Below are 22,952 nucleotides of genomic sequence, written 5' to 3'. Positions count from 1 at the left end.
AAGAAAACAGGTCTTTGTTTTTTTAATCGATTCACCTGTGGTAAACTAAGAAAAAATTGATAAAGAACAGGTGACTTCTTGTGACGAAAATAAAAACATTTGCCAAACAACATTGGCCTTATATGCTTGCTAGTTTCTTCTTGCCGTTTCTTATCATGGCAGTGATCTATTTGACCATCGGCATCTACCCTGGCAGCAGCCGCAGTGTCTTAGCCAGTGATGCCTTTTCGCAATTCTCAAACTTTCATGCCAGCTTTCGCAATATGCTCTTAGGCAAACAAAGTATCTTTTATACATGGAACGCCTCTTTAGGCTTGAATTATCTGGCACTGATCTCCTATTACTTAGGCGGGATCTTCACTCCTCTGGTCTTGTTTTTCCCAAATCAGCTGATGCCAGATGCGTTGTACTTCTTGACCTTGATCAAGATCGGCAGTGCGGGCTTGGCGTTTTGGTTTTATGCCAGCCAAACCTTTAAGATCCAGCGTTGGCAGCATGTGACCTTAGCCGTCTGTTATGCCTTGATGTCCTTCATCACCGCCCATTCGGAACTGATCATGTGGCTTGATGCCATGATCTATCTACCGCTAGTGATTTTAGGTATTGACCGTTTAGTGAAAAAGAAAAAACCAGTCGTGTTATTTATCAGTTATCTGCTGTTATTTTTATCCAGTTTTTACATGGGCTTTATGATCGGTCTCTTTTCCGTAATGTATTTCTTGGTTCAGTTGGGGCGCAACTGGAAGCAAGCTCGGGGGGCGATCATTCCTTACGGCATCACCTCCTTGTTAGCTGGCGGCGCCTCAATGGTGATCATCTTACCTGCCTTATTGGATTTGCGCTCAAACGGGGAAGAATTAACAACGATTTCTTCCTTTAAAACCGAAGCCACCGATGTCTTTGACCTCGTGATGAAAAACATGATCGGTGTTTACGATACGACAAAATACGGCTCCATTCCCTTCATCTATATCGGCTTATTGCCGCTGCTGTTGTGTATTTTATATTTTGTTTCGAAGAAAATCCGCTTGAAGGATAAATTCTTATACGCTGGCATGTTTGCTGTTTTGATCGCCAGTTTTTATATCGTGCCGATGAATCTTTTTTGGCACGGGATGCATGCCCCAAATATGTTCCTTTTCCGTTATGCCTATTTGTTCTCCTTCTTAGTGATCATGCTGGCGGGATACGGGTGGGAGCAGCTGCAGCAAAAAGATCGCGGATTGTTTCTCATTATTGGTCTTTCTACGATCGTGGTGTTTGCCCTCTCCTACGCATTGAAAGGACCTGGAACCTATGAATATGTTTCCGCTACTTCTTTTGCGCTAACGATCGTATTCTTTGTTCTTTACTTGTTATGTATTGGGTTCGGGCAATTAGGTCTTTTAACACAAAAACGAGTGACGATCTTGATGCTGATCTTCGTCTGCGGAGAAATGGCCGTCAATACGAGCGGCATGGTTCGCGGAATTTTGAATGATTGGAACTATGCTTCTCGTAGTTTGTATACAGAACCTTATCCGGACATCAAAAAACTAGTCACTCAAGCCAACGAAGACAATGATACCTTTTTCCGATTAGAAAACCTTGATCCTGTTTCTTCCAACGACAGTATCAATTATGGCTACAGCGGTGTCAGCATGTTTTCTTCGATCCGTAACCGCAATTCCTCAAGCTACCTGGATAAGCTGGGCTTTCGGTCCCGCGGCACCAATTTAAATATCCGCTATCCGAATAATACCTTGCTGATGGATGCTTTTACAGGGATCAAATACAATATCTCCAAGCCAAATCTCACCAAATACGGCTTTCAACGTGTGGGGGAATCTGGTGAATACAAGCTTTATGAGAATCAAAATGCGTTACCGCTAGGTTTCTTGGCTGAACCAACCATTGAATCGATTGAACAGCCGCAAAATGACAACTTGACGAGCCAGAAAAATCTTTTCAATGGCTTGGCGGATTTAAATTTAGAGTATTTTGCCTTTCAGCCGATCACGGTGATCCATAGTAAAAATACAGATATCACCAATGACGGCATGTATATGAAATTTACCGAGCAAGAAAGCAATGTCGCAAAAGAAGTGACTTGGCAAGTGGAGGTTCCAGCGAACTCGCAAGCATACTTGAGTCTTTTCCCTGCCAACTTTGGGGAATTGGAAAGCTCATCTGCCACCGTGACAGTCAACGGCCAGCAGCGAGAAACGCAAATCAGTATCAACGGTCAATACTACGACTTAGGGCACTATGAGACCGATACGACGGTTCAATTCACCGTCAGCTTCTACGGAACGCCTGAAATCTCCTTCCAAAACCCGCAAGTCGTGACCTTGGATACCAACGCCTACCAACAAGCAATTGATGCGATCCAAGATCGAGGGGTCGCTATGACGGTCGGCAAACGCAGTGCCAAAGCCGATATCACGACTGAAAAAGAGCAGCAGCTTGTAACGACCATCCCTTATGACAAGGGCTGGACTGCTACGCTTGACGGCAAAGAAGTTCCAATCACCGCCTTTCAAGACGGCTTTATCAGTGTGACGATCCCAAGTGGCACCCATCACTTGGAACTGTCCTTCTTGCCGCAAGGCTTTGTTATCGGTGTTTGCTTGTTCTTCGGCTGCATCGCATTGTTTATCCTGTTTGCTTGGTTTTACCAGAAACAAGTAGCCAAAAAGCAAGTTTTAGACGACCAACGTCAACTCATGGATCAACCACCAGAAACCTAATCGAAAAAGAACCAACTCGTCTTTTTGAGGCGCTCACCGTAAGTTAGAGCAAACGCTGACTTATGGGTGTCGCTCAATGATCGGCGAGTTTGGTTCTTTTTTTGTGCTGGCGTTCCGCAGTTGTTCGCTCTAGTGGCCTTAGCCTCCACTGCCGACTAGATCCCCTTCGATGCGGGGCCAAATGCCTAGCCCTTTAGCCCTTAGAGCGTTTAGCGAAACATAAGATAACTGTTAGGTTCTTCCGCATTTTTCTTGATGGAGTGCAACGATCGCTCCCATAATTTAACCATTTTGGTTTGTTTCAAGACGCGAAAGATCGAAAGCCCTTGGTCGATTTTCAACAGTCCTTTTTCTTGATCGCCATAAATATACCAGTACCACCCTTGATAGCAAAGAAGATGCGTGCTGTTTAGCATGTCTCCGCGATCTGCCAATAATTCCTCTGCAATGGTCAATACCTCTTTTGCCCACTCCAGGCGGCGAAAATTGACAAACGTCGTAAAACAACTAAAAATCAAATCCATTTGAATTTCTCGCATCAAGGACAAGCCTTGTTCTTTTTTTGTGCGGGAAATAGCGATCTGCAGTAAGTGATAGGAGGTTTCGACAGGAAACAAGAATTGAAAATACCGAAACAGTAAAATCTCATAAACGCCCCAGTTGTCTACTTTCGTAAGGTAGGAAATGACGGGGCGAGTTTTGGTGCGTAGCTTTTCCATATAGTCACCAGAAGAGTGATTGGGTTTAGGACCTGAGAGATTGATTTCATGTATCTCCTTTGTGATCTCAAGGTACAGAAAAACAAAAGAATGCTGTTTGGAAGCGGCGATCAGTTCGCTGCGCATTTCCTCCAACCCTTCTTTGCTTCGCTGGGCGTGGGCGTTACTCAAGAAAGCTTCTTTGTTGATCCCTAAAATTCGATCCAGTAAATCCATAAATTCGCTCGTCATATAGCTGGGGAAGCTCATCAGGTTGTCGTGACTTTTTATGCCTTTTTGCTGCGCACGTAAATAATAAAACTCCTCCACCGTGACATGGATATTTTCTAATAAGCGTTCCAATCGATGAATACTGATACTTGAAGCACCTTGCTCAAATTTACTGATAAACGAGCGACTGTTTTGTTCATCCGCCACTTGAGCGATCGTATAGCCGCGCTCTTTGCGCAATTGTCGGTACAGTTTTCCTTCTTCCATAACCATCCTCCTAGCGATCAGTCTGCAAACGCCAAACCAATCTTGCTTTACGAATGAAGCTCTGCCATTAAATGCTACTATTTTAGATTCAAATCTAGATTCAAATTTAGATTCAACCTTATAAAATGTTGAGGAACAAAATCTACGATCCCCTATTTACATGCCACTCTTTTAGCTGTTAGCCACTCGTGACAGTAACCTCTGGTACGCTCCTGGTACATTTAAATTCCACTATAGTGGATTATTTTCTTCTCTTAGTATAAAGCATCCTATACTGATTTTACAACGTAGAACGTGAAAGGATGATTTCGATGAAAGAATATCAACAAAACAAAGGCTATCGTGCCTTAGTCAACGCCGCCTTACTCAGTGGCATCGGCATGAGTTTATTTAATATCGTGTTCGTGGTTTACGCCAGTACATTACCCTTTAATGCCCTTGCTGTTTCCTTAGCCTCCATGGCACTGCTGGTCCCTGATCTCTTACGGATCCTGACTGGCTATCTAGCCGATCGTACCAGAAACAAAGTGCAATGGATGATCAGCAGTCGACTATTACAAGGAGTCCTTTTTGTAGCACTCGCTTTTTTGATCCAACTGCCGCCTAGTTTATGGTCTTTCTTTCTTTTGCTAGGCATCAACATTGTATCTGATTGTTTGGGCGCTTATTGTTCTGGGTTGCAGCTGCCCTATGTTCGCCGTCTTGTGCCTGCTGACGCCTTAGACAGTGCCATGGGCTTTCAAATGGCGTGTCAAACCACCGTTCAAATCGTCTTTCAAGGGATCGGTGCTTGGGGGATCATTTTACTGAATAATAATTTTGCCGCTTTTGGTTTGATCAATGCCGTGACGTTTTTCTTAGCCGCCATCGTGATCTTCTGGAACCGCTCGCTCTTTTATGCGGTGCCTGGGAAAATCAATCAAGCACCAACACCACTCTTTCAGAATTTCTCGGAAACCTTTAAATTATTGACTGGTACGGCTTTTCTTAAAAAGATGATCCTCTTTGCCTTACTGATCAATACCTTAGCCGCTAGCACGAGCGGTCTACTAAATCTCCAGCTGTTGGATGACCTTGCGCTTTGGTTTGCCACTTATGGCAACACCGTTGCGATGGCAGGCATCGCCACTTCCATCGGCATGGTCGCTGGCGCCTTGTTTGCTGCCGACTGGTTCAAGAATACTGGTCTGGTTCGCTTGATTGCGTATACCTCTTTCGTTTTATGTCTATTGACCTTGAATTTTCTCTTCCTGCATAACCGTTGGCTCATGATTGTGCTGCTCTTTGCTGAAGGCTATCTGATTGGAAAAATCAATCCTCGCTTTTCGGCACATCTGATTCGTGAGATCGATGAAGAACATCTCGCCATCAGCAGCGGGATCTTTTCCACCATCGTGATGCTAGGGGGACCCGTCGGTCAAATGGTCTTTTTAGGCATCGGCAATCGCTATCACGTTGCTTGGAGCTGGCTGCTTTACTTGCTTTTCGCATTTATGGTAGCCATCACCGCCTTAGTCGCTGCCAGTACCTTAGAAAAAACCCCTACCACTGCTGCGCCTAAAAACGCGGCGGAAAGGACTGAGGATTGGCAAGAAACTGCCCCTGTTTTGACTGAGAAAAAATAAAAACACAAGCTTTCGCTTTCTCTTTTTGGACAAGAGCAGCGAAGCTTATGTTTTTCCTTATTCATAGGCAACGTGAACCAAATACAATCCTTCTGGATGAGCTGTGGGACCTGCTGCATTTCGGTCTTTTTGTGCAATGATCGCAGGAATACTGTCAGGTGCGAGTCGTCCATTGCCGATTTTCAACAATGTGCCCACCATGATTCGGATCATCTTGTACAAAAATCCATCGCCGCGAAAGGTGAAAATCAACTCATCTCCAGCGTCATTGACCGCCATGGACGCTTCATGGATCGTCCGTGTTTTGTCATCGACGGAACTGCCCGTCGCGCAAAAACTGGTAAAGTCATGGGTGCCTAAAAAATCTGGCAACGCTCGTTGGATTTTTTCCAAATCTAGCGGATACGGATAATAGCTGGCATAATGACGGCGGAAAGGACTGCGAGGTTTCCCAATGTCCACTCGAAACTGGTAGGTTTTTTCAACGACTAAGTAGCGGGCATGGAAGGTATCGTCAACGATCTCCACCGATTTTACCGCAACATCTTCTGGCGTTTGGGTATCTAAACCAAAGCGCATTTTTTCCAGTGGGCGCTTTTGAGGGAAATCGAAATGGATCACTTGCCCTTGCGCATGGACCCCCGCATCGGTGCGGCCAGAGCCATGAATCTGAATCGGCTGACCATTGTTCATCTTCGTTAATGTCTTTTCAATCTCTTCTTGAACCGTTCGTCCATTGGGTTGACGCTGAAATCCTTGAAAATTCGTGCCATCATAAGCGATCGTCGCTTTATAGCGGACCATTGAATCACCTGTTTCTTTCTATTTTTTCAAAAAAAGGCCTATGAGAAAAGTCTGATCGATCGACAGGCCTTTTCGAACCAGCCGCTGGGATCTCCAGCAGCCTCGTTGCTTCGTTAAGAACCTTTCGTGGGTTGACTTCAATCATAGGTCTTCGATTATCCTCTTAAGAACACTAACGCTACTGTAAAGAGCGCAAAAACGATGACAACCAATGTGTCTCGTTGATGCCAATGTAAAATACGATACTTCGTACGGCCTTCGCCGCCTTGATAGCCTCTGGCTTCCATAGCGGTAGCTAGATCTTCCGCACGGTTAAAGCTGCTGACAAATAAAGGAATCAACAAAGGAACGATCGCCTTCATCTTCTGCAACAGTCCCCCTTCGCCGAAATCGACCCCACGGGCACGCTGGGCGTTCATGATTTTTTCTGTTTCATCCATTAAGGTTGGCACAAAGCGCAACGCAATCGACAGCATCAGTGAGATTTCATGGACAGGGAAACGGATCGCTTTTAAAGGACGCAAAATGTATTCGATCGCATCTGAAAGCTCTAATGGGGGCGTCGTTAACGTCAACAAGGTCGACATGAAAATGATCAAAACAAAACGGCAAAAAATAAAAATCCCGTTTTGGACACCAAATTCTGTGATGTTAAAGATCCACCAAGACCAGTAGACGTCGCCGCCGGTAGTAAATAAAATCTGTAACGCCACAGTAAATAAAATCAGCCAAATCAAAGGACGCACGCCTCGAATAAAGAAGCCAAAATCGATTTTTGAAAAGGAGATACAAAAGAGCGTAAAAGCACCCGCTAATAAATAGCTTTGCCAATTATTCGCCAAAAAGATAATCGCGATAAAATAAAAACTAGCAATCAATTTGACTCGTGGATCTAAACGGTGGATCAAGGAGTCCCCAGGAATAAAACGACCGAAAATCAGTTTATTCATCATGGGCAGTCGCCCCCTTTGCTACTAAAACATCTGCCAGCTCATCAGCTGTTAGCGGCAACTGCTCAAATGCCAATCCTCTGGCTTGTAGTTGCTCCGCAAATGCAGTTGCTGTCGGTACCCCTAGCTGCTTTTCTTGCAGCCAGGCAGTGTCTTGAAACACAACAGACGGCGTGCCTGCTTTGACGAGACGGCCTTTTTCTAACACATAGACATAATCAGCATAGTTTGCCACATCATCCATCAAGTGGGTCACTAAAATGATCGTCATGTTCTTTTCCCGATGCAGGCGATCAAACATTTCCATCATCTCTTTGCGTCCTTGTGGATCTAAGCCAGCTGTCGGCTCGTCTAAGACCAAAACTTCTGGTTCCATAGCCAAGACCCCAGCAATCGCTACACGGCGCATTTGCCCCCCTGAAAGGTCAAATGGTGAACGTTCCAGAAAACTTTCATCTAAACCTACCAATTGAATGTATTCTTGGGCTAAACCTTTGGCTGCTTCTTCGGAGACCCCAAAGTTTTTCGGTCCAAAAGCGATATCTCTCGCAACGGTTTCTTCAAATAATTGGGATTCAGGAAATTGAAAAACGATCCCGACTTTTTTACGTAACGGTTTTAGATTTTTGTTATCTGTCTCGGGTTTGATGACTCGCTCACCGATCGTGACCGTGCCAGTCGTTGGTTTTAATAATGCATTCAAGTGCTGCAACAACGTAGATTTTCCGCTCCCTGTATGACCGACTAAGGCGGTATAAGAGCCTTCTTTGATCTCTAAATCGATATCGAACAAAACCCGCTGTTCAAACGGAGAATGCGGTTGGTAGGTGAATCCTACTTGTTCAAAACGGATGTCCATAGCCAATCCACCATCCCTTCTTCAGTTAAGTACGCTTGCGGTACCGTGACGCCCCGCTGTTTTAGTGCCGCCTTTAATTTTTCAGGAAATGGCAGATCTAAGCCTAGCTCAATCAGTTCTGGACCTGCAGAAAAAATCTCTGCGGGTGTCCCCTCGCGGACGAGCTCTCCTTGACGCATCACCAGCACCCGATTGGCGTTGGCTGCTTCATCGATATCATGGGTGATCGATAACACGGTCAAATTGTTTTTTTCTTTGATTTTTTTGATCGTTGCGATCACTTCTTCACGACCTTCTGGATCTAGCATACTAGTGGCTTCATCAAGAATGATGATATCTGGGCGCAATGCAACGACGCCCGCAATGGCTACCCGCTGTTTTTGACCACCAGAAAGACGCGCGGGTTCCCGGGTCGCAAACTCGCTCATCCGTACTTGTTCCAGAGCGTCTTTGACACGAACCAGCATTTCTTCACGTGGGATTCCTTGATTTTCCAAACCGAAAGCCACATCATCTTCCACCGTCGAACCAACGAATTGATTGTCAGGGTTTTGAAAGACCATACCGACCATTTTTCGAATATTCCAGATATTTTCTTCATTCAAAGGCAATTCGCCGACAGAAACACTGCCTTCTTGCGGCAAGATCAAGCCATTGATGGTTTTTGCTAAAGTTGATTTTCCAGAGCCGTTATGGCCGATCAACGCCACCCATTCCCCTTTGTTGATGGAAAAGGATACGTTATTTAACGCGGCACGCTCTTCTTCGCTATAACGCACAGTAATAGCATTCAATTCAATGATTGGCTTCATGATAGACTCCTTCATTTGCGATTAATTCTTTCTAACACTACCAAAAAAGCGCACGTTTTTCAATGATTCGCGCACGATTTGTCTCCAGATCTTTTTTTCACTTGCCATCACCTGTCTTGACAGGTAATCGAAAGTAAAAAAAAAGCACTTTATGATGAGTGCGTACACCTCGAAATACATCGAGGTGTAGGCGCTGAGCTAGACTCGGAAAGTTTCTTCCAACATCATAACACTCTTAGTAAACATCTATAAAGTGATGATAAGTGTGATTTTAAACAAGTTCTAGGATAACCATTGGTGCAGCATCTCCGCGTCTTGGTTCTGTTTTCAAGATACGAGTATATCCACCTTGGCGATCTGTGTAACGAGGAGCGATATCATTGAATAATTTTTGTAATGCTGATTCAATAACTACTTCTTCGTTTTCTTCACGTACACTTGCAACTTCATTACGAACGAATGCTGCTGCTTGACGACGTGCATGCAAATCACCACGTTTACCTAAAGTGATCATTTTTTCTGCAGTTGAACGAACTTCTTTCGCACGAGCTTCAGTCGTAACGATACGTTCGTTAATGAATAAATCAGTTGTCAAATCACGCAACATCGCTTTACGTTGGCTAGATGTGCGTCCTAGTTTACGATAACTCACGTGGTTTCCCTCCTTCACTTTCGAATGTTGTATCGGTCAGACGAACCGAACTAACGTAATCGAAAACGGTTTAATCGTCTTTACGTAGTCCTAAACCTAAATCATGTAATTTCACTTTGACCTCTTCAAGAGATTTACGGCCTAAGTTTCTTACTTTGATCATTTCTGGTTCAGATTTGTTTGTCAATTCTTGTACAGTATTGATTCCTGCACGTTTTAGACAGTTGTATGAACGAACAGATAAGTCTAATTCTTCGATCGTCATTTCCAACATTTTTTCTTTTTGTGTTTCTTCTTTCTCAACCATGATTTCAGCGTTTTTCGCTTCATCCGTTAGGTTAACAAAGATGTCTAAATGTTCAGTCATGATCTTCGCAGACAAACTCATTGCTTCCAATGGTTCGATTGAGCCATCAGTCCATATTTCCATCGTTAATTTGTCGAAATCATCCCGACGACCGACACGTGTGTTTTCTACTTGGTAGTTGACACGACGTACTGGTGTATAGATTGAATCGACTGGAAGAACGCCGATCGGCATGTCTTCTTTTTTGTTTTCGTCCGCTTGAACGTAGCCGCGGCCAGGTTTCACTGTTAAGCGAGCATGGAACGTAGCACCTTCAGAAACGGTACAGATATACATATCTTTGTTAAGGATTTCTACATCACTATCAACGATGATATCGCCAGCAGTTACTGTAGCAGGTCCTGAAATATCAATTTCAAGGGTCTTTTCTTCATCCCCGTACATTTTCAATGCAAGACCTTTAATATTCAAGATGATTTGAGCAACGTCTTCCCGAACACCCTTAACAGTTGAGAATTCGTGTAAAACTCCATCGATTTGAATATTGGTGATTGCCGCACCAGGTAAAGAAGATAATAAAATACGACGTAGGGAATTTCCTAGTGTAGTTCCGTAGCCTCTTTCAAGAGGTTCCACGATGAACTTGCCATAATCTTTGTCTTCATCAATCTTTGCGATTCTTGGTTTTTCGAATTCAATCATTCTTATCTATTACCCCTTTCAAAACGAAAAGTGTCTTGTTCAATGACGTATTTGTTACACTCAAAATGAGCAGCACTCATTAAACACGACGGCGTTTTGGAGGGCGGCATCCATTATGAGGGACTGGAGTCACGTCACGGATCGCACTCACTTCCAAACCTGCTGCTTGTAATGAACGAATTGCTGCTTCACGTCCAGAACCAGGTCCTTTAACTGTTACTTCAACAGTTCTTAATCCGTGTTCCATTGCTGCTTTGGTAGCTGTTTCTGCTGCCATTTGAGCGGCAAAAGGAGTAGATTTTTTGCTTCCTTTGAAACCTAATGAACCAGCTGATGACCATGCTAATGCATTACCATGAGTATCAGTGATCATTACGATTGTATTATTGAATGTTGAGTGAATATGTGCAATACCCGCTTCAATATTCTTTTTCACACGGCGTTTACGACTCACTTTTTTTGCTGCCATGAAGTTTTAACCTCCTTCACTTAGGAATTATTTTTTCTTGCCTGCGACTGTTTTAGACGGGCCTTTACGAGTACGTGCATTGTTTTTCGTGTTTTGTCCACGAACTGGCAATCCACGGCGATGACGGATTCCACGGTAAGAACCGATTTCCATCAATCGTTTGATGTTTAAGTTCACTTCACGACGAAGGTCACCTTCAACTTTTAATTTATCAACTTCCGCACGGATAGCATCTGTTTGTTCATTCGTTAAATCACGAACGCGAACTTCTTCAGACACGCCAGCGTCAGCTAAAATTTGTTTTGCAGTCGTGTTACCAATACCATAGATATAAGTAAGTGAAACGACCACACGTTTATCACGAGGAATATCTACTCCTGCAATACGAGCCATATTTGTTACACCTCCGATTATCCTTGACGTTGTTTATGTTTTGGATTTGCTGGGCAAATCACCATAACGCGTCCTTTACGACGAATTACTTTACAATGTTCGCACATTGGTTTTACTGATGGTCTTACTTTCATGATAATACCTCCTGTGGTTTTACGGAGTACAATTATTTAAAGCGATAAGTAATGCGGCCACGGTTCAGATCATACGGGGATAATTCCACCGTCACTTTGTCTCCAGGTAAAATACGAATGTAGTGCATCCGGATCTTACCAGAAACGGTCGCTAGAACTTGGTGTCCGTTTTCCAATTCTACTTTAAACATTGCATTCGGCAAAGTTTCGACGACTGTACCTTCGACTTCAATCATATCTTCTTTTGCCACGCACAGTACCTCCTTGTACTTGTGATTTTCACACGATAAAATGGCGGAAACTCGGTTCCCACCTGATATTCTCAAACTATGCTCCTACTTAATAAAAAGTAGAAGTCGGACTGACATATTCTATCATATCCTGTCAAAGATTTCAAGAGAAAGTTTTAAGCTGCAAGTTGGACTCGGGCAATCTATGATTAGTCAATGATCTTTTGAACATCTTCGAATACAGCGTCGATGTCGCGATCCCCATCAATCGATTGCAATAACCCTTTGTCTTTGTAATAAGTCAAAATTGGTTCACTGCTTTTGATATTGACAGCTAGACGATTTTTGACCGTCTCAGGCTTATCATCTTCACGTTGGTAGAAGTCATGACTTCCACAACGATCACATGTTCCTTCCTCTTTTGGAGGATTGAACAATTTATGATAAGTTGCCCCACAATTGCGGCACATGAAGCGGCCGGCTAAACGTTCTACAAGAACTTCTTCAGGAACATGAATATCAATAACGGCATCAAGTTTTTTGTTAAGGTCAGCTAGCATCTCATCTAACGCTTTTGCTTGATCCAATGTACGAGGAAAACCATCTAATAAGAAACCTTTCTCGGTATCAGGTTCAGCTAAACGTTCTTTAACGATCCCATTTGTAACCTCATCAGGAACTAATGCGCCTTGATCCATGTATGATTTTGCTTTAAGGCCTAGTTCTGTTTCGTTCGCCATCGCAGCCCGAAACATATCGCCTGTTGAAATATGAGGAAGACCGTATTCAGCAACGATACGTTCTGCCTGAGTACCTTTTCCAGCACCAGGTAATCCCATTAAAATGAAGTTCATTCTAATTCCTCCTGTAAGTTTTTGAATAGTGTTGAGGAAATCCTCAACACTTCAATAACTTTAATTGATGAAACCAGTATATTTCCGTTTCAGCATAAGCCCTTCTAACTGCTTGGCAGTATCAAGTGCCACACCGATAATGATCAATAGACTCGTTCCACCTAGACCGATCGATTGCGGTAGATTCCAAGCCATCTGAGCGATGATTGGAAGTAAAGCAACCAATCCTAAAAAGATCGATCCAACCGTGCTTAATCGCATCAACAAACGTGATACATATTCTTCGGTTCCTTTACCAGGACGCACACTCGGAATGTAACTTCCTTGTTTTTGCAAGTTTTCCGCTAATTTCTCAGGGTTTACTTGAACAAATGCGTAGAAGAAAGTAAACGCAACGATCAAGACAGTATAGATGATCGCACCCGGTACAGTGTTGTAACTAAAGATCGTTTGCACCACTTCGTACCAAGTTTCTCCTCTATATGAACTACCTAATGCTTGAATGATCGCATTTGGTGTTGTAATAAAAGAACTGGCAAAGATAACTGGGATAACCCCGGCAGCATTTACTTTCAAAGGAAGGTAACTGCTGGTAGGCGCTCCTGCTACCCGTTTTGTATATTGGATCGGAATCTTGCGTTCTGCTTGTTGAACATACGTTACTAAAGTAATGACGATCAACACAGCGATCACAAGCAGCGCCATAAAGATAGCATTTAGCCAGATATCCGATTGATCCACGTTAATGAAGTAATCTTCAATCAATTCTTTGATGCTTGCTGGTAAGCGTGAAATGATCCCTGCAAAGATGATCATTGACACACCGTTTCCGATACCACGCTCGGTGATCTGCTCTCCTAACCAAGTGACTAACATCGTTCCGGCTGTTAAAATCAGACCGATCACGATATAGGTTGCCATATTAGGATTGTTTACAAACCCGAGTTGAGTGTAATAGTTAAATCCAGCCGTTAATGTCATGGATTGGACAAAGCCCAATACCAACGTCAAGTAACGTGTTGCCTGATTTAGTTTCTTACGACCCACTTCACCTTGTTTCGACCATTCAACAAATTTAGGGACGATATCCATCTGCAACAACTGAATAACAATTGAGGCAGTGATGTAAGGCGAAACCCCCATCGAGAAAATCGAAAATTGTTGCATGGCGCCACCACTTACCAAGTTTAACATGTTTAAAAATGGTAGATCCGCGATGGTATTTAGGCGACTTGCGTCTACGCCTGGCACAGTAATATGTGTTCCCAGACGAAAGACAAACAAGATTAAGACGGTGAACAATATTCTGGATCTAATATCCTTAACCTTAAAGGCATCCTTCAATAGTCTGATCATTAGATCACCTCGATTGATCCACCAGCAGCAACGATTGCTTCTTCAGCTGCTTTTGAGAATTTAGCTGCTTTCACAGTCAATTTCTTCGTTAATTCTCCGTTAGCTAATACTTTGATTCCAGCTTTTTCGTCTTTGACGATTCCAGCTTCGTGTAAAGCAACAGGTGTTACTTCAGCACCGTCTTCAAAGCGGTTCAAGACATCAAGATTGATGACTGCATATTCTTTGCGGTTCACATTTGTAAAGCCACGTTTTGGTAAACGACGGAACAATGGTGTTTGTCCACCTTCGAATCCTAGACGTACTCCGCCGCCTGAACGAGCTTTTTGACCTTTTTGTCCACGTCCAGCTGTTTTACCGTTACCAGATGAAGTTCCTCGACCGACACGGTTACGTACTTGGCGTGAGCCTTCTGATGGTTTTAATTCATGAAGTTTCATAGGTTTGGCACCTCCTTAATCAAACTAGATCTGCTGATCCTTAGACCTCTTCAACGTCCACTAAGTGAGAAACAGTGTTAACCATGCCTTTGATTGCATCATTAGCAGGTTTTACAACTGTTGAATTCAACTTTGTAAGACCTAACGCTTTTACAGTATCACGTTGGTTTTGGGGACGTCCGATAATACTGCGTTTTAAAGTAATTTTCAATTCAGCCATTATAGTGTCCTCCTTAACCGATTAATTCTTCTACTGATTTGCCGCGAAGTGCTGCCACTTCTTCAGCGCGTTTTAATTGTTTTAAACCTTCAACTGTTGCGCGAACAACGTTGATTGGTGTGTTAGAACCTAAAGATTTAGATGTGATATCAGCTACCCCAGCTAATTCCAATACGGCACGAACTGGTCCACCAGCAGCTACCCCAGAACCTTCTACAGCAGGTTTCATAAGGATGCGTCCGCCGCCGAATACACCGATAACTTCGTGAGGGATTGTAGAACCAACCATTGGTACTTCCACCAAGTTTTTCTTCGCGTCTTCGATTGCTTTACGGATTGCTTCTGGTACTTCTTGTGCTTTACCAGTACCGAAACCTACGTGTCCGTTTTTGTCACCGACAACAACTAATGCAGCAAAACGTAGACGACGTCCACCTTTAACAACTTTAGTTACACGGTTGATCGCAACAACGCGGTCTTCTAATTCCAAATGTTTTGGATCAATATAAACCATGAATGGTGTTCCTCCTTCTCTTAAAATTCCAGTCCATTTTCGCGAGCTGCTTCAGCTAAAGCTGCTACACGGCCATGGTAAAGGTATCCACCACGGTCAAAGACTACTACTTTAATACCTTTTGCTGCTGCACGTTCTGCGACTAATTTACCGACAGCTTGTGCTTGTTCAGTTTTTGTTGCACCTGAAACTTCTTTGTCTAAGGCAGAGGCACTTGCTAGCGTCACACCCGCTACGTCATCAATTACTTGTGCGTAGATGTTTTTGTTCGAACGGAACACGTTTAAGCGTGGGCACTCAGCAGTACCAGAGATTTTGTTACGTACACGACGATGTCTTTTCTGACGTGTCTTGTTTTTATCTGGTTTTGTAATCACAATTTGTCACCTCTTTTAATTTTGCTAGCCTAAGCTGCTAGTCGTAAAGAATTACGACTATTTACCAGTTTTACCTTCTTTACGGCGTACAAATTCGCCAACATAACGAATTCCTTTGCCTTTATAAGGTTCTGGAGGACGAACGCCACGGATATTGGCAGCCAATTCGCCAACGACTTCTTTATCTGATCCTTTAACGATCACAGAAGTGTTTGAAGGAACTTCGATTTCGATTCCAGCTGGCGCTTCGATTTCAACTGGATGAGAGTAACCAACGTTCAATACAAGTTTTTTCCCTTGTAATTGAGCACGGTACCCAACCCCGATTAATTCTAACGCTTTTTGGAAACCTTCAGAAACACCAACAACCATGTTGTTGAAGTTTGCACGGGTAGTTCCGTGGATAGTTTTCATTTCTTTACTATCATTTGGACGAGTGAATGTTACTTCGTTTCCTTCGATATTCATTGTGATATCAGAAGAGAAAGTACGTGTTAATTCACCTTTAGGTCCTTTAACTGTAATGTCGTTTCCGTTTTGCTTGATTTCAACACCAGCAGGAAGAACGACGATCTTATTACCGATACGACTCACTTAGAGGCACCTCCTTGTGGAATATTTTAAATTACCATACATAAGCGACTACTTCGCCGCCAACATTTTTTGCTCTAGCTTCTTTGTCAGTGATTACACCGTCAGAAGTTGAGATAATCGCGATTCCTAGACCATTCAATACTTTTGGTACTTCGTCAGCTTTGACATAAGCACGCAAGCCTGGTTTAGAGATACGTTTTAAGTTTGTGATAACACGTTCACCGTTTTTACCGTATTTAAGAAATACGCGGATCACGCCTTGTTTGTCATCTTCAATGTATTCAACATCGCGGACGAAACCTTCACGTTTCAAGATTTCAGCGATATCACGTTTGATTTTTGAAGCAGGTACTTCTAGGCTTTCGTGTTTAACCATGTTTGCGTTACGCACGCGCGTTAGAAAATCTGCAATTGGATCTGTCATGACCATGGGATAATTTACCTCCTTTATGCGAGTATAGTTTACCAGCTAGCTTTCTTCACGCCGGGAATTTGTCCTTTATAGGCAAGTTCGCGGAAGCAAATACGGCAAAGATGAAATTTACGATAAACTGAATGTGGACGTCCGCAACGTTCACAACGAGTGTATTCTTGCGTTGAGAATTTAGCAGGGCGTTTGTTTTTAGCAATCATTGATTTTTTAGCCACGTAGTTCGCCTCCTTTTTTTATTTTTGGAATGGCATGCCTAATTGTGTCAACAATTCACGAGATTCTTCATCTGTGTTTGCTGTTGTTACAATCACGATATCCATACCACGTACTTTGTCGATCAAATCATAATCTACTTCAGGGAAAATCAATTGTTCTTTGATACCTAAAGTGTAGTTTCCGCGTCCGTCGAACGCTTTTTTGCTCACACCGTGGAAGTCACGGACACGTGGCAATGACACACTTACTAGTTTATCTAAGAATTCATACATTCTTTCGCCGCGTAGTGTTACTTTCGCACCGATTGGCATTCCTTCACGTAAACGGAATCCTGCGATAGATTTTTTCGCTTTTGTGATCAATGGTTTTTGACCTGAGATCAATTGTAATTCTTCAACAGCTTTGTCTAAGTTTTTAGCATTAGAAACAGCGTCACCGACACCCATGTTGATAACGATTTTATCAACTTTTGGTGCTTCCATGATTGAGCTGTAGTTAAATTTGTCCATTAATGATGGGACAACTTCTTTTGAATATTTTTCTTTAAGGCGGTTCATCTGTTAGCCCCTCCTTCCTTCATCAGATTATTTATCAAGAACTTCTCCGGTTTTCTTAGAAACGCGGACTTTTTTGCCGTCAACTTCTTTGTAACCGACACGCGTAGCTTCACCGTTCGATGGATCAACCACCATCACGTTAGAAACATGAATTGGTGCTTCCATTTCAACGATTCCGCCTTGAGGAGCAGTTTGAGAAGGTTTTTGGTGTTTTTTGACAACATTGACACCTTCAACAACGACTTTGTCTTTTTTAGGAAACGCTGCTAGCACAACGCCTTCTTTGTTTTTGTCTTTACCAGTGATAACTTTAACTTTATCGCCTTTTTTAACAAACATGTTTGTTTCGCACCTCCTTTAGATAAGAATCACTATTACAATACTTCTGGTGCTAGGGAAACGATCTTCATAAAGTTGCCTTCACGCAATTCGCGGGCAACTGGGCCAAAGATACGAGTTCCACGAGGGCTCTTATCGTCACGGATAATAACCGCAGCATTTTCATCGAATTTGATGTATGAACCGTCTGTACGACGAGCTCCTGATTTAGTACGAACGATAACGGCTTTAACGACGTCACCTTTTTTGACAACCCCACCTGGCGTTGCTTGTTTAACCGTAGCAACAATCACGTCACCAATATTGGCAGTTTTACGACCAGATCCGCCAAGGACTTTGATCGTTAGAATTTCACGGGCACCTGAGTTGTCCGCCACTCTTAATCGGCTTTCTGCTTGGATCACGATGTGTATCCTCCTTTCAGATTTTGCAATTCACAATCTATATAGGAAAATCTCGTGTGATTAGATAATCACTGCCTTTTCAACAATCTCTACTAGACGGAAACGTTTCGTAGCTGATAATGGACGAGTTTCCATAATTTTCACGATATCGCCAACTTTTGCTTCGTTGTTTTCATCGTGTGCTTTGTATTTCTTAGAATAGTTCAGACGTTTGCCGTAGATAGGGTGGTTTTTCTTTGTTTCAACGACAACAGTGATAGTTTTATCCATTTTGTCTGATACCACGCGACCTTGGTAAACTTTGCGTTGATTTCTTTCTTCAGTCATACGCTAAATGGCCTCCTTCCACTATTACTTAGCTTGTTCACGCAATACTGTTTTAATGCGTGCAATCGATTTACGTACTTCTTTGATACGTGCAGTGTTTTCTAATTGACCTGTTGCTAATTGGAATCTAAGATTGAACAATTCTTCTTTCAATTGTTTTTCTTGATCTAGCATTTCGGCAGTGGTTAATTCTCTGATTTCTTTAACCTTCATTCGATTCACCACCCATTTCCTCACGTTTTACGATCTTCGTTTTCACTGGTAATTTGTGAGAAGCAAGACGTAGCGCTTCGCGCGCAACTTCTTCAGGTACACCGGCAATTTCAAACATGATTTTACCACGTTTAACTGGTGATACCCATCCTTCAGGAGCCCCTTTACCAGAACCCATACGTACCCCGATAGCTTTGGCAGTATAAGATTTGTGAGGGAAAATTTTGATCCATACTTTCCCGCCACGTTTCATATAACGAGTCATTGCGATACGGGCAGCTTCGATTTGACGGTTTGTGATCCAGTGTGATTCAACAGCTTGTAAGCCGTATTCACCGAATGCTACTTCTTTTCCGCCTTTCGCTTCGCCACGCATTTTTCCGCGGAACTCACGACGGTGTTTTACACGTTTAGGTACTAACATGTTTATTTCCCTCCTTTCTCAGTGTTCTTTTTAGTTGGAAGAACTTCTCCACGATAAATCCACACTTTAACTCCTAGTTTTCCGTATGTTGTATCTGCTTCTTCCCATGCATAATCAATGTCCGCACGTAATGTATGAAGTGGAACGGTTCCTTCTGAGTAACCTTCTGAACGAGCGATATCCGCACCATTTAGACGGCCAGAAACTTGTGTTTTGATTCCTTTAGCGCCAGAACGCATTGTGCGTTGGATCGCTTGTTTTTGAGCACGACGGAAAGCAACACGGTTTTCTAATTGACGTGCGATTCCTTCGCCTACTAATTTAGCATCTAAATCTGGTTTTTTGATTTCAACGATGTTGATGTGAACTCGTTTGCCAGTTAGGCTATTTAATTCTTTTCTTAGGTTTTCGACTTCAGATCCGCCTTTACCGATAACCATACCTGGTTTAGCTGTGTGGATTGAAATATTCACGCGGTTTGCTGCACGCTCGATCTCAACTGTAGACACAGCGGCATCAGCAAGTTTAGATGCGATAAATTTACGGATTTTCAAATCTTCATGTAGAAATTCAGCATACTCTTTTTCAGCATACCATTTAGCATCCCAGTCACGGATGATGCCTACACGCATTCCAATTGGATGTACTTTTTGACCCACTGATTGTCCCTCCTTATTTTTCTGATACGACTACAGTAATATGACTTGTACGTTTGTTGATCGGTGAAGCTGAACCTTTCGCACGTGGACGGAAACGTTTCATCGTTGGTCCTTCGTTTACGAATGCTTCAGAAACAATCAAGTTTTCAACATCTAAGTCAAAATTATTTTCTGCATTGGCAATAGCTGACATCAAGACTTTCTCGATGATTCCAGCTGCTTTGTTTGGTGTGAACTTTAAGATCGCGATTGCTTCAGCAACGCTTTTCCCTCTGATTAAGTCAATAACTAGACGAGATTTACGAGGAGAAACGCGGACTGTTTTAGCAGTTGCTTTCGCTGATGTGATTTGTTCTGCCATTTTTGGATATCCTCCCCTCAAAATTAGCGTCTTGTTTTCTTATCATCGGCAGCATGTCCGCGATAAGTTCTAGTTGGTGCAAATTCACCTAATTTGTGTCCTACCATGTCTTCTTGGATGTAAACTGGTACATGTTTCCGTCCATCATACACAGCAATTGTAAATCCGATAAAATTAGGGAAAATTGTAGAACGACGTGACCAAGTTTTGATCACTTTTTTCTTTTCAGCGCCTTCTTGTGCTTCGACCTTTTTCATCAAATGGTCATCGACAAAAGGTCCTTTTTTCAAACTACGACCCATGGTGTACCTCCTCTCAAAATGTGCGACACACGGTCAAGTATATTACTTAGTTTTACGACGACGAACGATAAGTTTGTCTGATTTTGCTTTTTTGTTACGTGTTTTGTAACCAAGTGCAGGTTGTCCCCAAGGAGAAACTGGTGCTTTACGTCCGATTGGTGCTTTACCTTCACCACCACCGTGTGGGTGATCATTAGGGTTCATTACGCTACCACGTACAGTTGGGCGTTTGCGCATCCAACGAGAACGACCGGCTTTACCGATGTTGATCAATTCGTGTTGTTCATTACCAACAGAACCGATTGTTGCACGACATGATGCTAAGATCATTCGTACTTCACCAGAGTTCAAGCGGATCAATACGTATTTGCCTTCTTTACCAAGTACTTGAGCACTTGTTCCAGCTGAACGAATCAATTGTCCACCTTTACCAGGTTTCATTTCGATGTTGTGGATAACAGTACCGACTGGAATGTTTTCTAGTGGTAATGCATTCCCTACTTTAATATCTGCATCTGGACCAGAAACGACAGTCATGCCAACTTCTAATCCTTTAGGTGCTAAGATGTATGCTTTTACTCCATCCTCGTAATGTACTAACGCAATGTTAGCAGAACGGTTTGGATCATATTCAATCGTTTTAACCGTAGCAACGACGTTGTCTTTGTTACGTTTGAAATCGATCAAACGGTATTGACGTTTGTGACCGCCACCTTGATGACGAACCGTGATACGTCCGTTGTTGTTACGACCAGCATTGTTTTTCAAAGGAGCTAACAATGTTTTTTCTGGTGTAGAAGTTGTGATTTCAGCGAAATCAGAACTTGTCATATTACGACGGCCGTTCGTGGTAGGTTTGTACTTTTTAATCGCCACGTCTTTTTCCCTCCCATGTAAAGTTTATGCGTGAGTTGCTTATTCAGCAGCTTCGAAAATTTGGATTTCTTTAGAATCTTCAGTTAAAGTCACAACAGCTTTGCGACGTTTTTTTGTATATCCTGCATATTTACCCATGCGTTTGAATTTCGGACGAACGTTGATGATGTTCACGTTTGCCACTTTCACTCCGTCAAAGGCAGCTTCTACAGCTTGTTTTACTAAAGTTTTGTTAGCTTTTGTGTCCACTTCAAAAGTGTATTTCTTGTCATCCATGGCAAGCATTGATTTTTCAGTGATCACTGGGCGTTTAATAACGTCTAGTAAGTTCATTATGCAAGCACCTCCTCGATCTGAGTAAGAGCAGTTTGTGTCACTAACATTTTGTCGTTAGAAACGATGTCTAAAACACTAATGTTATCAGCAGTAACTACAGAAACTTTTGGCAAGTTGCGCGCAGATAAAGCGGCAAAGTCGTTTTCAGATTCTAAAACTACCAATACTTTAGAGTCAATTGTCAAGTTAGCTAAAACTTGTTTGAATTCTTTTGTTTTTGGAGCATCAAAGCTTAATCCTTCTACTGCTACCAAGTTATTTGAAGCAACTTTTTCTGACAATACAGATTTCATTGCTAAGCGACGAACTTTTTTAGGAAGTTTGTAGCTGTATGAACGTGGTGTTGGTCCGAAGACTACGCCACCTCCACGCCATTGTGGTGAACGGATTGAACCTTGACGGGCACGTCCAGTTCCTTTTTGGCGCCATGGTTTACGGCCACCGCCACGAACGGCACTGCGGTTTTTCACAGCGTGTGTTCCTTGTCTTAATGAAGCGCGTTGCATGATGATTGCATCATAGACAACTGATTCATTTGGTTCGATTCCGAAGATTTCTTCGTTCAATGTAATTTCGCCATTTTGGCTTCCATCTTGTTTGAATAATGCTACATTCGGCATTCCTTAGTTCCTCCTTTCTTCCTATCTACTTATTTAGCTTTCACAGCTGATTTGATTGTAATCAATGATTTTTTCGCGCCAGGTACATTACCTTTGATCAAGATAACGTTGCGTTCTGCGTCTACGCGTACGATTTCCAAGTTTTGGATCGTGATGCGATTTCCGCCCATACGTCCAGCAAGACGTTTGTTTTTGAATACACGGTTAGGTGCAACTGGACCCATTGATCCAGGACGACGGTGGTAACGAGAACCGTGAGCCATTGGTCCGCGGCTTTGTCCGTGACGTTTGATAACGCCTTGGAATCCTTTACCTTTCGAAGTGCCGGTTACATCGATGATGTCTCCTGCTTCAAAAATATCAACTTTGATTTCTGATCCTACTTCTAAGCCCTCTAGCTCTACATTCTTGAATTCGCGAATGAAGCGCTTAGGAGCCGTGTTTGCTTTTGCAACATGACCTTTCGCAGGTTTGTTAGACAAAACTTCACGCATATCTTGGTAGCCGACTTGAATTGCTTCGTAGCCGTCATTTTCGATTGTTTTCACTTGTAGCACTACGTTTGGTGTAGCTTCTACTACAGTTACTGGAATCAATTCGCCAGATTCAGTGAAGATTTGAGTCATTCCCACTTTTTTCCCTAAGATTCCTTTGGTCATGATTACACC

The 22,952-nt window shown here is 42.8% G+C and carries 35 protein-coding genes; 2 read left to right on the top strand and 33 right to left on the bottom strand.

What is annotated here, in order from left to right; all coding sequences use genetic code 11:
• Nucleotides 1-80 precede the first annotated feature (80 nt).
• Complete coding sequence (locus IGI82_RS01470; protein WP_128487969.1) at nucleotides 81-2,729, top strand: YfhO family protein; 2,649 nt, start codon at nucleotides 81-83, stop codon at nucleotides 2,727-2,729.
• Between the two features lie 209 nt (nucleotides 2,730-2,938).
• Here IGI82_RS01470 and IGI82_RS01465 read toward each other — a convergent pair whose 3' ends face one another.
• Nucleotides 2,939-3,925 carry an Rgg/GadR/MutR family transcriptional regulator gene (locus tag IGI82_RS01465; RefSeq protein ID WP_115231604.1) on the bottom strand — a complete coding sequence of 329 codons (987 nt, stop codon included), beginning with the start codon at nucleotides 3,923-3,925 and terminating at the stop codon, nucleotides 2,939-2,941.
• Between the two features lie 311 nt (nucleotides 3,926-4,236).
• Here IGI82_RS01465 and IGI82_RS01460 point away from each other — a divergent pair, with 311 nt between their 5' ends.
• Entirely contained in the window at nucleotides 4,237-5,550 is a 1,314-nt protein-coding gene (locus tag IGI82_RS01460) for an MFS transporter (RefSeq protein ID WP_375819140.1), read from the top strand.
• 57 nt (nucleotides 5,551-5,607) lie between these two features.
• Here the strand turns inward: IGI82_RS01460 and truA are convergent, their stop codons facing one another.
• The 32 genes from truA to rplC all read right to left on the bottom strand — a co-directional run bounded on the left by truA (nucleotide 5,608) and on the right by rplC (nucleotide 22,943).
• On the bottom strand, nucleotides 5,608-6,354 hold the full coding sequence (gene truA / locus IGI82_RS01455; protein ID WP_010748617.1) for a tRNA pseudouridine(38-40) synthase TruA: 747 nt from the start codon (nucleotides 6,352-6,354) through the stop codon (nucleotides 5,608-5,610).
• Nucleotides 6,355-6,509: 155 nt separating this feature from the next.
• Nucleotides 6,510-7,307: an energy-coupling factor transporter transmembrane component T family protein gene (locus IGI82_RS01450; protein WP_005227113.1), complete on the bottom strand. Its 798-nt coding sequence runs from the start codon at nucleotides 7,305-7,307 to the stop codon at nucleotides 6,510-6,512.
• Entirely contained in the window at nucleotides 7,297-8,163 is an 867-nt protein-coding gene (locus IGI82_RS01445) for an energy-coupling factor ABC transporter ATP-binding protein (RefSeq protein ID WP_005232516.1), read from the bottom strand. The genes IGI82_RS01450 and IGI82_RS01445 overlap by 11 nt, the downstream gene beginning before the upstream one ends.
• Nucleotides 8,139-8,975 (bottom strand): energy-coupling factor ABC transporter ATP-binding protein, encoded by an 837-nt coding sequence (locus IGI82_RS01440; protein ID WP_005227109.1) that lies wholly within the window; start codon nucleotides 8,973-8,975, stop codon nucleotides 8,139-8,141. Before IGI82_RS01440 ends, IGI82_RS01445 begins: the two co-directional genes overlap by 25 nt.
• Nucleotides 8,976-9,246: 271 nt before the next feature.
• Nucleotides 9,247-9,627: a 50S ribosomal protein L17 gene (rplQ, locus tag IGI82_RS01435; RefSeq protein ID WP_003128038.1), complete on the bottom strand. Its 381-nt coding sequence runs from the start codon at nucleotides 9,625-9,627 to the stop codon at nucleotides 9,247-9,249.
• Nucleotides 9,628-9,697: 70 nt separating this feature from the next.
• Nucleotides 9,698-10,636: a DNA-directed RNA polymerase subunit alpha gene (locus IGI82_RS01430; RefSeq protein ID WP_008376367.1), complete on the bottom strand. Its 939-nt coding sequence runs from the start codon at nucleotides 10,634-10,636 to the stop codon at nucleotides 9,698-9,700.
• Between the two features lie 79 nt (nucleotides 10,637-10,715).
• Nucleotides 10,716-11,105 carry a 30S ribosomal protein S11 gene (gene rpsK, locus IGI82_RS01425; protein ID WP_005227104.1) on the bottom strand — a complete coding sequence of 130 codons (390 nt, stop codon included), beginning with the start codon at nucleotides 11,103-11,105 and terminating at the stop codon, nucleotides 10,716-10,718.
• 27 nt (nucleotides 11,106-11,132) lie between these two features.
• Entirely contained in the window at nucleotides 11,133-11,498 is a 366-nt protein-coding gene (gene rpsM, locus IGI82_RS01420; RefSeq protein ID WP_005227102.1) for a 30S ribosomal protein S13, read from the bottom strand.
• 17 nt (nucleotides 11,499-11,515) lie between these two features.
• The gene (gene rpmJ, locus IGI82_RS01415) at nucleotides 11,516-11,632 is read right to left on the bottom strand and encodes a 50S ribosomal protein L36 (protein ID WP_002288710.1); all 117 of its coding nucleotides are present in this window, start codon (nucleotides 11,630-11,632) and stop codon (nucleotides 11,516-11,518) included.
• A gap of 32 nt (nucleotides 11,633-11,664) precedes the next feature.
• Nucleotides 11,665-11,883: a translation initiation factor IF-1 gene (gene infA / locus IGI82_RS01410; RefSeq protein WP_002288695.1), complete on the bottom strand. Its 219-nt coding sequence runs from the start codon at nucleotides 11,881-11,883 to the stop codon at nucleotides 11,665-11,667.
• A gap of 188 nt (nucleotides 11,884-12,071) precedes the next feature.
• Nucleotides 12,072-12,716: an adenylate kinase gene (locus IGI82_RS01405; protein ID WP_005227100.1), complete on the bottom strand. Its 645-nt coding sequence runs from the start codon at nucleotides 12,714-12,716 to the stop codon at nucleotides 12,072-12,074.
• 60 nt (nucleotides 12,717-12,776) lie between these two features.
• Complete coding sequence (gene secY, locus IGI82_RS01400; protein ID WP_005227099.1) at nucleotides 12,777-14,072, bottom strand: preprotein translocase subunit SecY; 1,296 nt, start codon at nucleotides 14,070-14,072, stop codon at nucleotides 12,777-12,779.
• Complete coding sequence (rplO, locus tag IGI82_RS01395; RefSeq protein WP_003128016.1) at nucleotides 14,072-14,512, bottom strand: 50S ribosomal protein L15; 441 nt, start codon at nucleotides 14,510-14,512, stop codon at nucleotides 14,072-14,074. The genes secY and rplO overlap by 1 nt, the downstream gene beginning before the upstream one ends.
• A gap of 40 nt (nucleotides 14,513-14,552) precedes the next feature.
• Nucleotides 14,553-14,732, bottom strand: a complete 180-nt coding sequence (gene rpmD, locus IGI82_RS01390; RefSeq protein ID WP_003128015.1) for a 50S ribosomal protein L30 — start codon at nucleotides 14,730-14,732, stop codon at nucleotides 14,553-14,555.
• A 13-nt stretch (nucleotides 14,733-14,745) separates the two neighbouring features.
• Nucleotides 14,746-15,246 (bottom strand): 30S ribosomal protein S5, encoded by a 501-nt coding sequence (gene rpsE / locus IGI82_RS01385; protein WP_003128014.1) that lies wholly within the window; start codon nucleotides 15,244-15,246, stop codon nucleotides 14,746-14,748.
• 20 nt (nucleotides 15,247-15,266) lie between these two features.
• A complete protein-coding gene (gene rplR, locus IGI82_RS01380) occupies nucleotides 15,267-15,623 on the bottom strand; it encodes a 50S ribosomal protein L18 (protein ID WP_005227097.1) in 357 nt (118 codons plus the stop codon).
• A gap of 57 nt (nucleotides 15,624-15,680) precedes the next feature.
• A complete protein-coding gene (gene rplF / locus IGI82_RS01375) occupies nucleotides 15,681-16,217 on the bottom strand; it encodes a 50S ribosomal protein L6 (RefSeq protein WP_005227095.1) in 537 nt (178 codons plus the stop codon).
• A 31-nt stretch (nucleotides 16,218-16,248) separates the two neighbouring features.
• Nucleotides 16,249-16,647 carry a 30S ribosomal protein S8 gene (gene rpsH, locus IGI82_RS01370; RefSeq protein WP_005227093.1) on the bottom strand — a complete coding sequence of 133 codons (399 nt, stop codon included), beginning with the start codon at nucleotides 16,645-16,647 and terminating at the stop codon, nucleotides 16,249-16,251.
• Between the two features lie 32 nt (nucleotides 16,648-16,679).
• Entirely contained in the window at nucleotides 16,680-16,865 is a 186-nt protein-coding gene (locus tag IGI82_RS01365) for a type Z 30S ribosomal protein S14 (RefSeq protein ID WP_003128010.1), read from the bottom strand.
• A gap of 18 nt (nucleotides 16,866-16,883) precedes the next feature.
• Complete coding sequence (rplE, locus tag IGI82_RS01360; RefSeq protein ID WP_005227088.1) at nucleotides 16,884-17,423, bottom strand: 50S ribosomal protein L5; 540 nt, start codon at nucleotides 17,421-17,423, stop codon at nucleotides 16,884-16,886.
• 27 nt (nucleotides 17,424-17,450) lie between these two features.
• The gene (rplX, locus tag IGI82_RS01355) at nucleotides 17,451-17,762 is read right to left on the bottom strand and encodes a 50S ribosomal protein L24 (protein ID WP_003128007.1); all 312 of its coding nucleotides are present in this window, start codon (nucleotides 17,760-17,762) and stop codon (nucleotides 17,451-17,453) included.
• 35 nt (nucleotides 17,763-17,797) lie between these two features.
• Nucleotides 17,798-18,166 (bottom strand): 50S ribosomal protein L14, encoded by a 369-nt coding sequence (gene rplN / locus IGI82_RS01350; protein ID WP_003128006.1) that lies wholly within the window; start codon nucleotides 18,164-18,166, stop codon nucleotides 17,798-17,800.
• 60 nt (nucleotides 18,167-18,226) lie between these two features.
• Entirely contained in the window at nucleotides 18,227-18,493 is a 267-nt protein-coding gene (gene rpsQ, locus IGI82_RS01345; protein ID WP_003128005.1) for a 30S ribosomal protein S17, read from the bottom strand.
• A 24-nt stretch (nucleotides 18,494-18,517) separates the two neighbouring features.
• On the bottom strand, nucleotides 18,518-18,706 hold the full coding sequence (gene rpmC, locus IGI82_RS01340) for a 50S ribosomal protein L29 (protein ID WP_002288664.1): 189 nt from the start codon (nucleotides 18,704-18,706) through the stop codon (nucleotides 18,518-18,520).
• Nucleotides 18,696-19,130 carry a 50S ribosomal protein L16 gene (gene rplP, locus IGI82_RS01335; protein ID WP_005226918.1) on the bottom strand — a complete coding sequence of 145 codons (435 nt, stop codon included), beginning with the start codon at nucleotides 19,128-19,130 and terminating at the stop codon, nucleotides 18,696-18,698. Before rplP ends, rpmC begins: the two co-directional genes overlap by 11 nt.
• 2 nt (nucleotides 19,131-19,132) lie before the next feature.
• Nucleotides 19,133-19,789 (bottom strand): 30S ribosomal protein S3, encoded by a 657-nt coding sequence (rpsC, locus tag IGI82_RS01330; RefSeq protein WP_005226916.1) that lies wholly within the window; start codon nucleotides 19,787-19,789, stop codon nucleotides 19,133-19,135.
• Between the two features lie 13 nt (nucleotides 19,790-19,802).
• On the bottom strand, nucleotides 19,803-20,150 hold the full coding sequence (gene rplV / locus IGI82_RS01325; RefSeq protein WP_003127973.1) for a 50S ribosomal protein L22: 348 nt from the start codon (nucleotides 20,148-20,150) through the stop codon (nucleotides 19,803-19,805).
• 23 nt (nucleotides 20,151-20,173) lie between these two features.
• Nucleotides 20,174-20,452 carry a 30S ribosomal protein S19 gene (gene rpsS / locus IGI82_RS01320; RefSeq protein ID WP_005226914.1) on the bottom strand — a complete coding sequence of 93 codons (279 nt, stop codon included), beginning with the start codon at nucleotides 20,450-20,452 and terminating at the stop codon, nucleotides 20,174-20,176.
• 42 nt (nucleotides 20,453-20,494) lie between these two features.
• Nucleotides 20,495-21,328: a 50S ribosomal protein L2 gene (gene rplB / locus IGI82_RS01315; RefSeq protein WP_005226912.1), complete on the bottom strand. Its 834-nt coding sequence runs from the start codon at nucleotides 21,326-21,328 to the stop codon at nucleotides 20,495-20,497.
• A gap of 39 nt (nucleotides 21,329-21,367) precedes the next feature.
• Nucleotides 21,368-21,661, bottom strand: a complete 294-nt coding sequence (locus tag IGI82_RS01310; RefSeq protein WP_005226911.1) for a 50S ribosomal protein L23 — start codon at nucleotides 21,659-21,661, stop codon at nucleotides 21,368-21,370.
• Nucleotides 21,661-22,284, bottom strand: coding sequence for a 50S ribosomal protein L4 (gene rplD / locus IGI82_RS01305; protein ID WP_005226910.1), 624 nt, complete (start codon nucleotides 22,282-22,284; stop codon nucleotides 21,661-21,663). The genes IGI82_RS01310 and rplD overlap by 1 nt, the downstream gene beginning before the upstream one ends.
• 29 nt (nucleotides 22,285-22,313) lie before the next feature.
• Nucleotides 22,314-22,943 carry a 50S ribosomal protein L3 gene (rplC, locus tag IGI82_RS01300; RefSeq protein ID WP_003127967.1) on the bottom strand — a complete coding sequence of 210 codons (630 nt, stop codon included), beginning with the start codon at nucleotides 22,941-22,943 and terminating at the stop codon, nucleotides 22,314-22,316.
• Nucleotides 22,944-22,952: the final 9 nt, after the last annotated feature.

Origin of the sequence: Enterococcus sp. AZ067 (assembly GCF_051715005.1) — a bacterium.
Classification (GTDB): Bacteria; Bacillota; Bacilli; order Lactobacillales; family Enterococcaceae; genus Enterococcus_D; species Enterococcus_D casseliflavus.
This window is presented reverse-complemented; position numbering and strand designations above follow the sequence as displayed.

Coding starts and splice junctions, on each gene's coding strand:
- IGI82_RS01465 (WP_115231604.1), bottom strand. CDS start 3,925: ATGGAAGAAGGAAAACTGTACCGACAATTGCGCAAAGAGCGCGGCTAT.
- IGI82_RS01460 (WP_375819140.1), top strand. CDS start 4,237: ATGAAAGAATATCAACAAAACAAAGGCTATCGTGCCTTAGTCAACGCC.
- truA (WP_010748617.1), bottom strand. CDS start 6,354: ATGGTCCGCTATAAAGCGACGATCGCTTATGATGGCACGAATTTTCAA.
- IGI82_RS01450 (WP_005227113.1), bottom strand. CDS start 7,307: ATGATGAATAAACTGATTTTCGGTCGTTTTATTCCTGGGGACTCCTTG.
- IGI82_RS01445 (WP_005232516.1), bottom strand. CDS start 8,163: ATGGACATCCGTTTTGAACAAGTAGGATTCACCTACCAACCGCATTCT.
- IGI82_RS01440 (WP_005227109.1), bottom strand. CDS start 8,975: ATGAAGCCAATCATTGAATTGAATGCTATTACTGTGCGTTATAGCGAA.
- IGI82_RS01430 (WP_008376367.1), bottom strand. CDS start 10,636: ATGATTGAATTCGAAAAACCAAGAATCGCAAAGATTGATGAAGACAAA.
- rpsK (WP_005227104.1), bottom strand. CDS start 11,105: ATGGCAGCAAAAAAAGTGAGTCGTAAACGCCGTGTGAAAAAGAATATT.
- rpsM (WP_005227102.1), bottom strand. CDS start 11,498: ATGGCTCGTATTGCAGGAGTAGATATTCCTCGTGATAAACGTGTGGTC.
- rpmJ (WP_002288710.1), bottom strand. CDS start 11,632: ATGAAAGTAAGACCATCAGTAAAACCAATGTGCGAACATTGTAAAGTA.
- IGI82_RS01405 (WP_005227100.1), bottom strand. CDS start 12,716: ATGAACTTCATTTTAATGGGATTACCTGGTGCTGGAAAAGGTACTCAG.
- secY (WP_005227099.1), bottom strand. CDS start 14,072: ATGATCAGACTATTGAAGGATGCCTTTAAGGTTAAGGATATTAGATCC.
- rplO (WP_003128016.1), bottom strand. CDS start 14,512: ATGAAACTTCATGAATTAAAACCATCAGAAGGCTCACGCCAAGTACGT.
- rpmD (WP_003128015.1), bottom strand. CDS start 14,732: ATGGCTGAATTGAAAATTACTTTAAAACGCAGTATTATCGGACGTCCC.
- rpsE (WP_003128014.1), bottom strand. CDS start 15,246: ATGGTTTATATTGATCCAAAACATTTGGAATTAGAAGACCGCGTTGTT.
- rpsH (WP_005227093.1), bottom strand. CDS start 16,647: ATGGTCATGACAGATCCAATTGCAGATTTTCTAACGCGCGTGCGTAAC.
- rplE (WP_005227088.1), bottom strand. CDS start 17,423: ATGAACCGCCTTAAAGAAAAATATTCAAAAGAAGTTGTCCCATCATTA.
- rplX (WP_003128007.1), bottom strand. CDS start 17,762: ATGTTTGTTAAAAAAGGCGATAAAGTTAAAGTTATCACTGGTAAAGAC.
- rpsQ (WP_003128005.1), bottom strand. CDS start 18,493: ATGACTGAAGAAAGAAATCAACGCAAAGTTTACCAAGGTCGCGTGGTA.
- rpmC (WP_002288664.1), bottom strand. CDS start 18,706: ATGAAGGTTAAAGAAATCAGAGAATTAACCACTGCCGAAATGCTAGAT.
- rplP (WP_005226918.1), bottom strand. CDS start 19,130: ATGTTAGTACCTAAACGTGTAAAACACCGTCGTGAGTTCCGCGGAAAA.
- rplV (WP_003127973.1), bottom strand. CDS start 20,150: ATGGCAGAACAAATCACATCAGCGAAAGCAACTGCTAAAACAGTCCGC.
- rpsS (WP_005226914.1), bottom strand. CDS start 20,452: ATGGGTCGTAGTTTGAAAAAAGGACCTTTTGTCGATGACCATTTGATG.
- IGI82_RS01310 (WP_005226911.1), bottom strand. CDS start 21,661: ATGAACTTACTAGACGTTATTAAACGCCCAGTGATCACTGAAAAATCA.
- rplD (WP_005226910.1), bottom strand. CDS start 22,284: ATGCCGAATGTAGCATTATTCAAACAAGATGGAAGCCAAAATGGCGAA.
- rplC (WP_003127967.1), bottom strand. CDS start 22,943: ATGACCAAAGGAATCTTAGGGAAAAAAGTGGGAATGACTCAAATCTTC.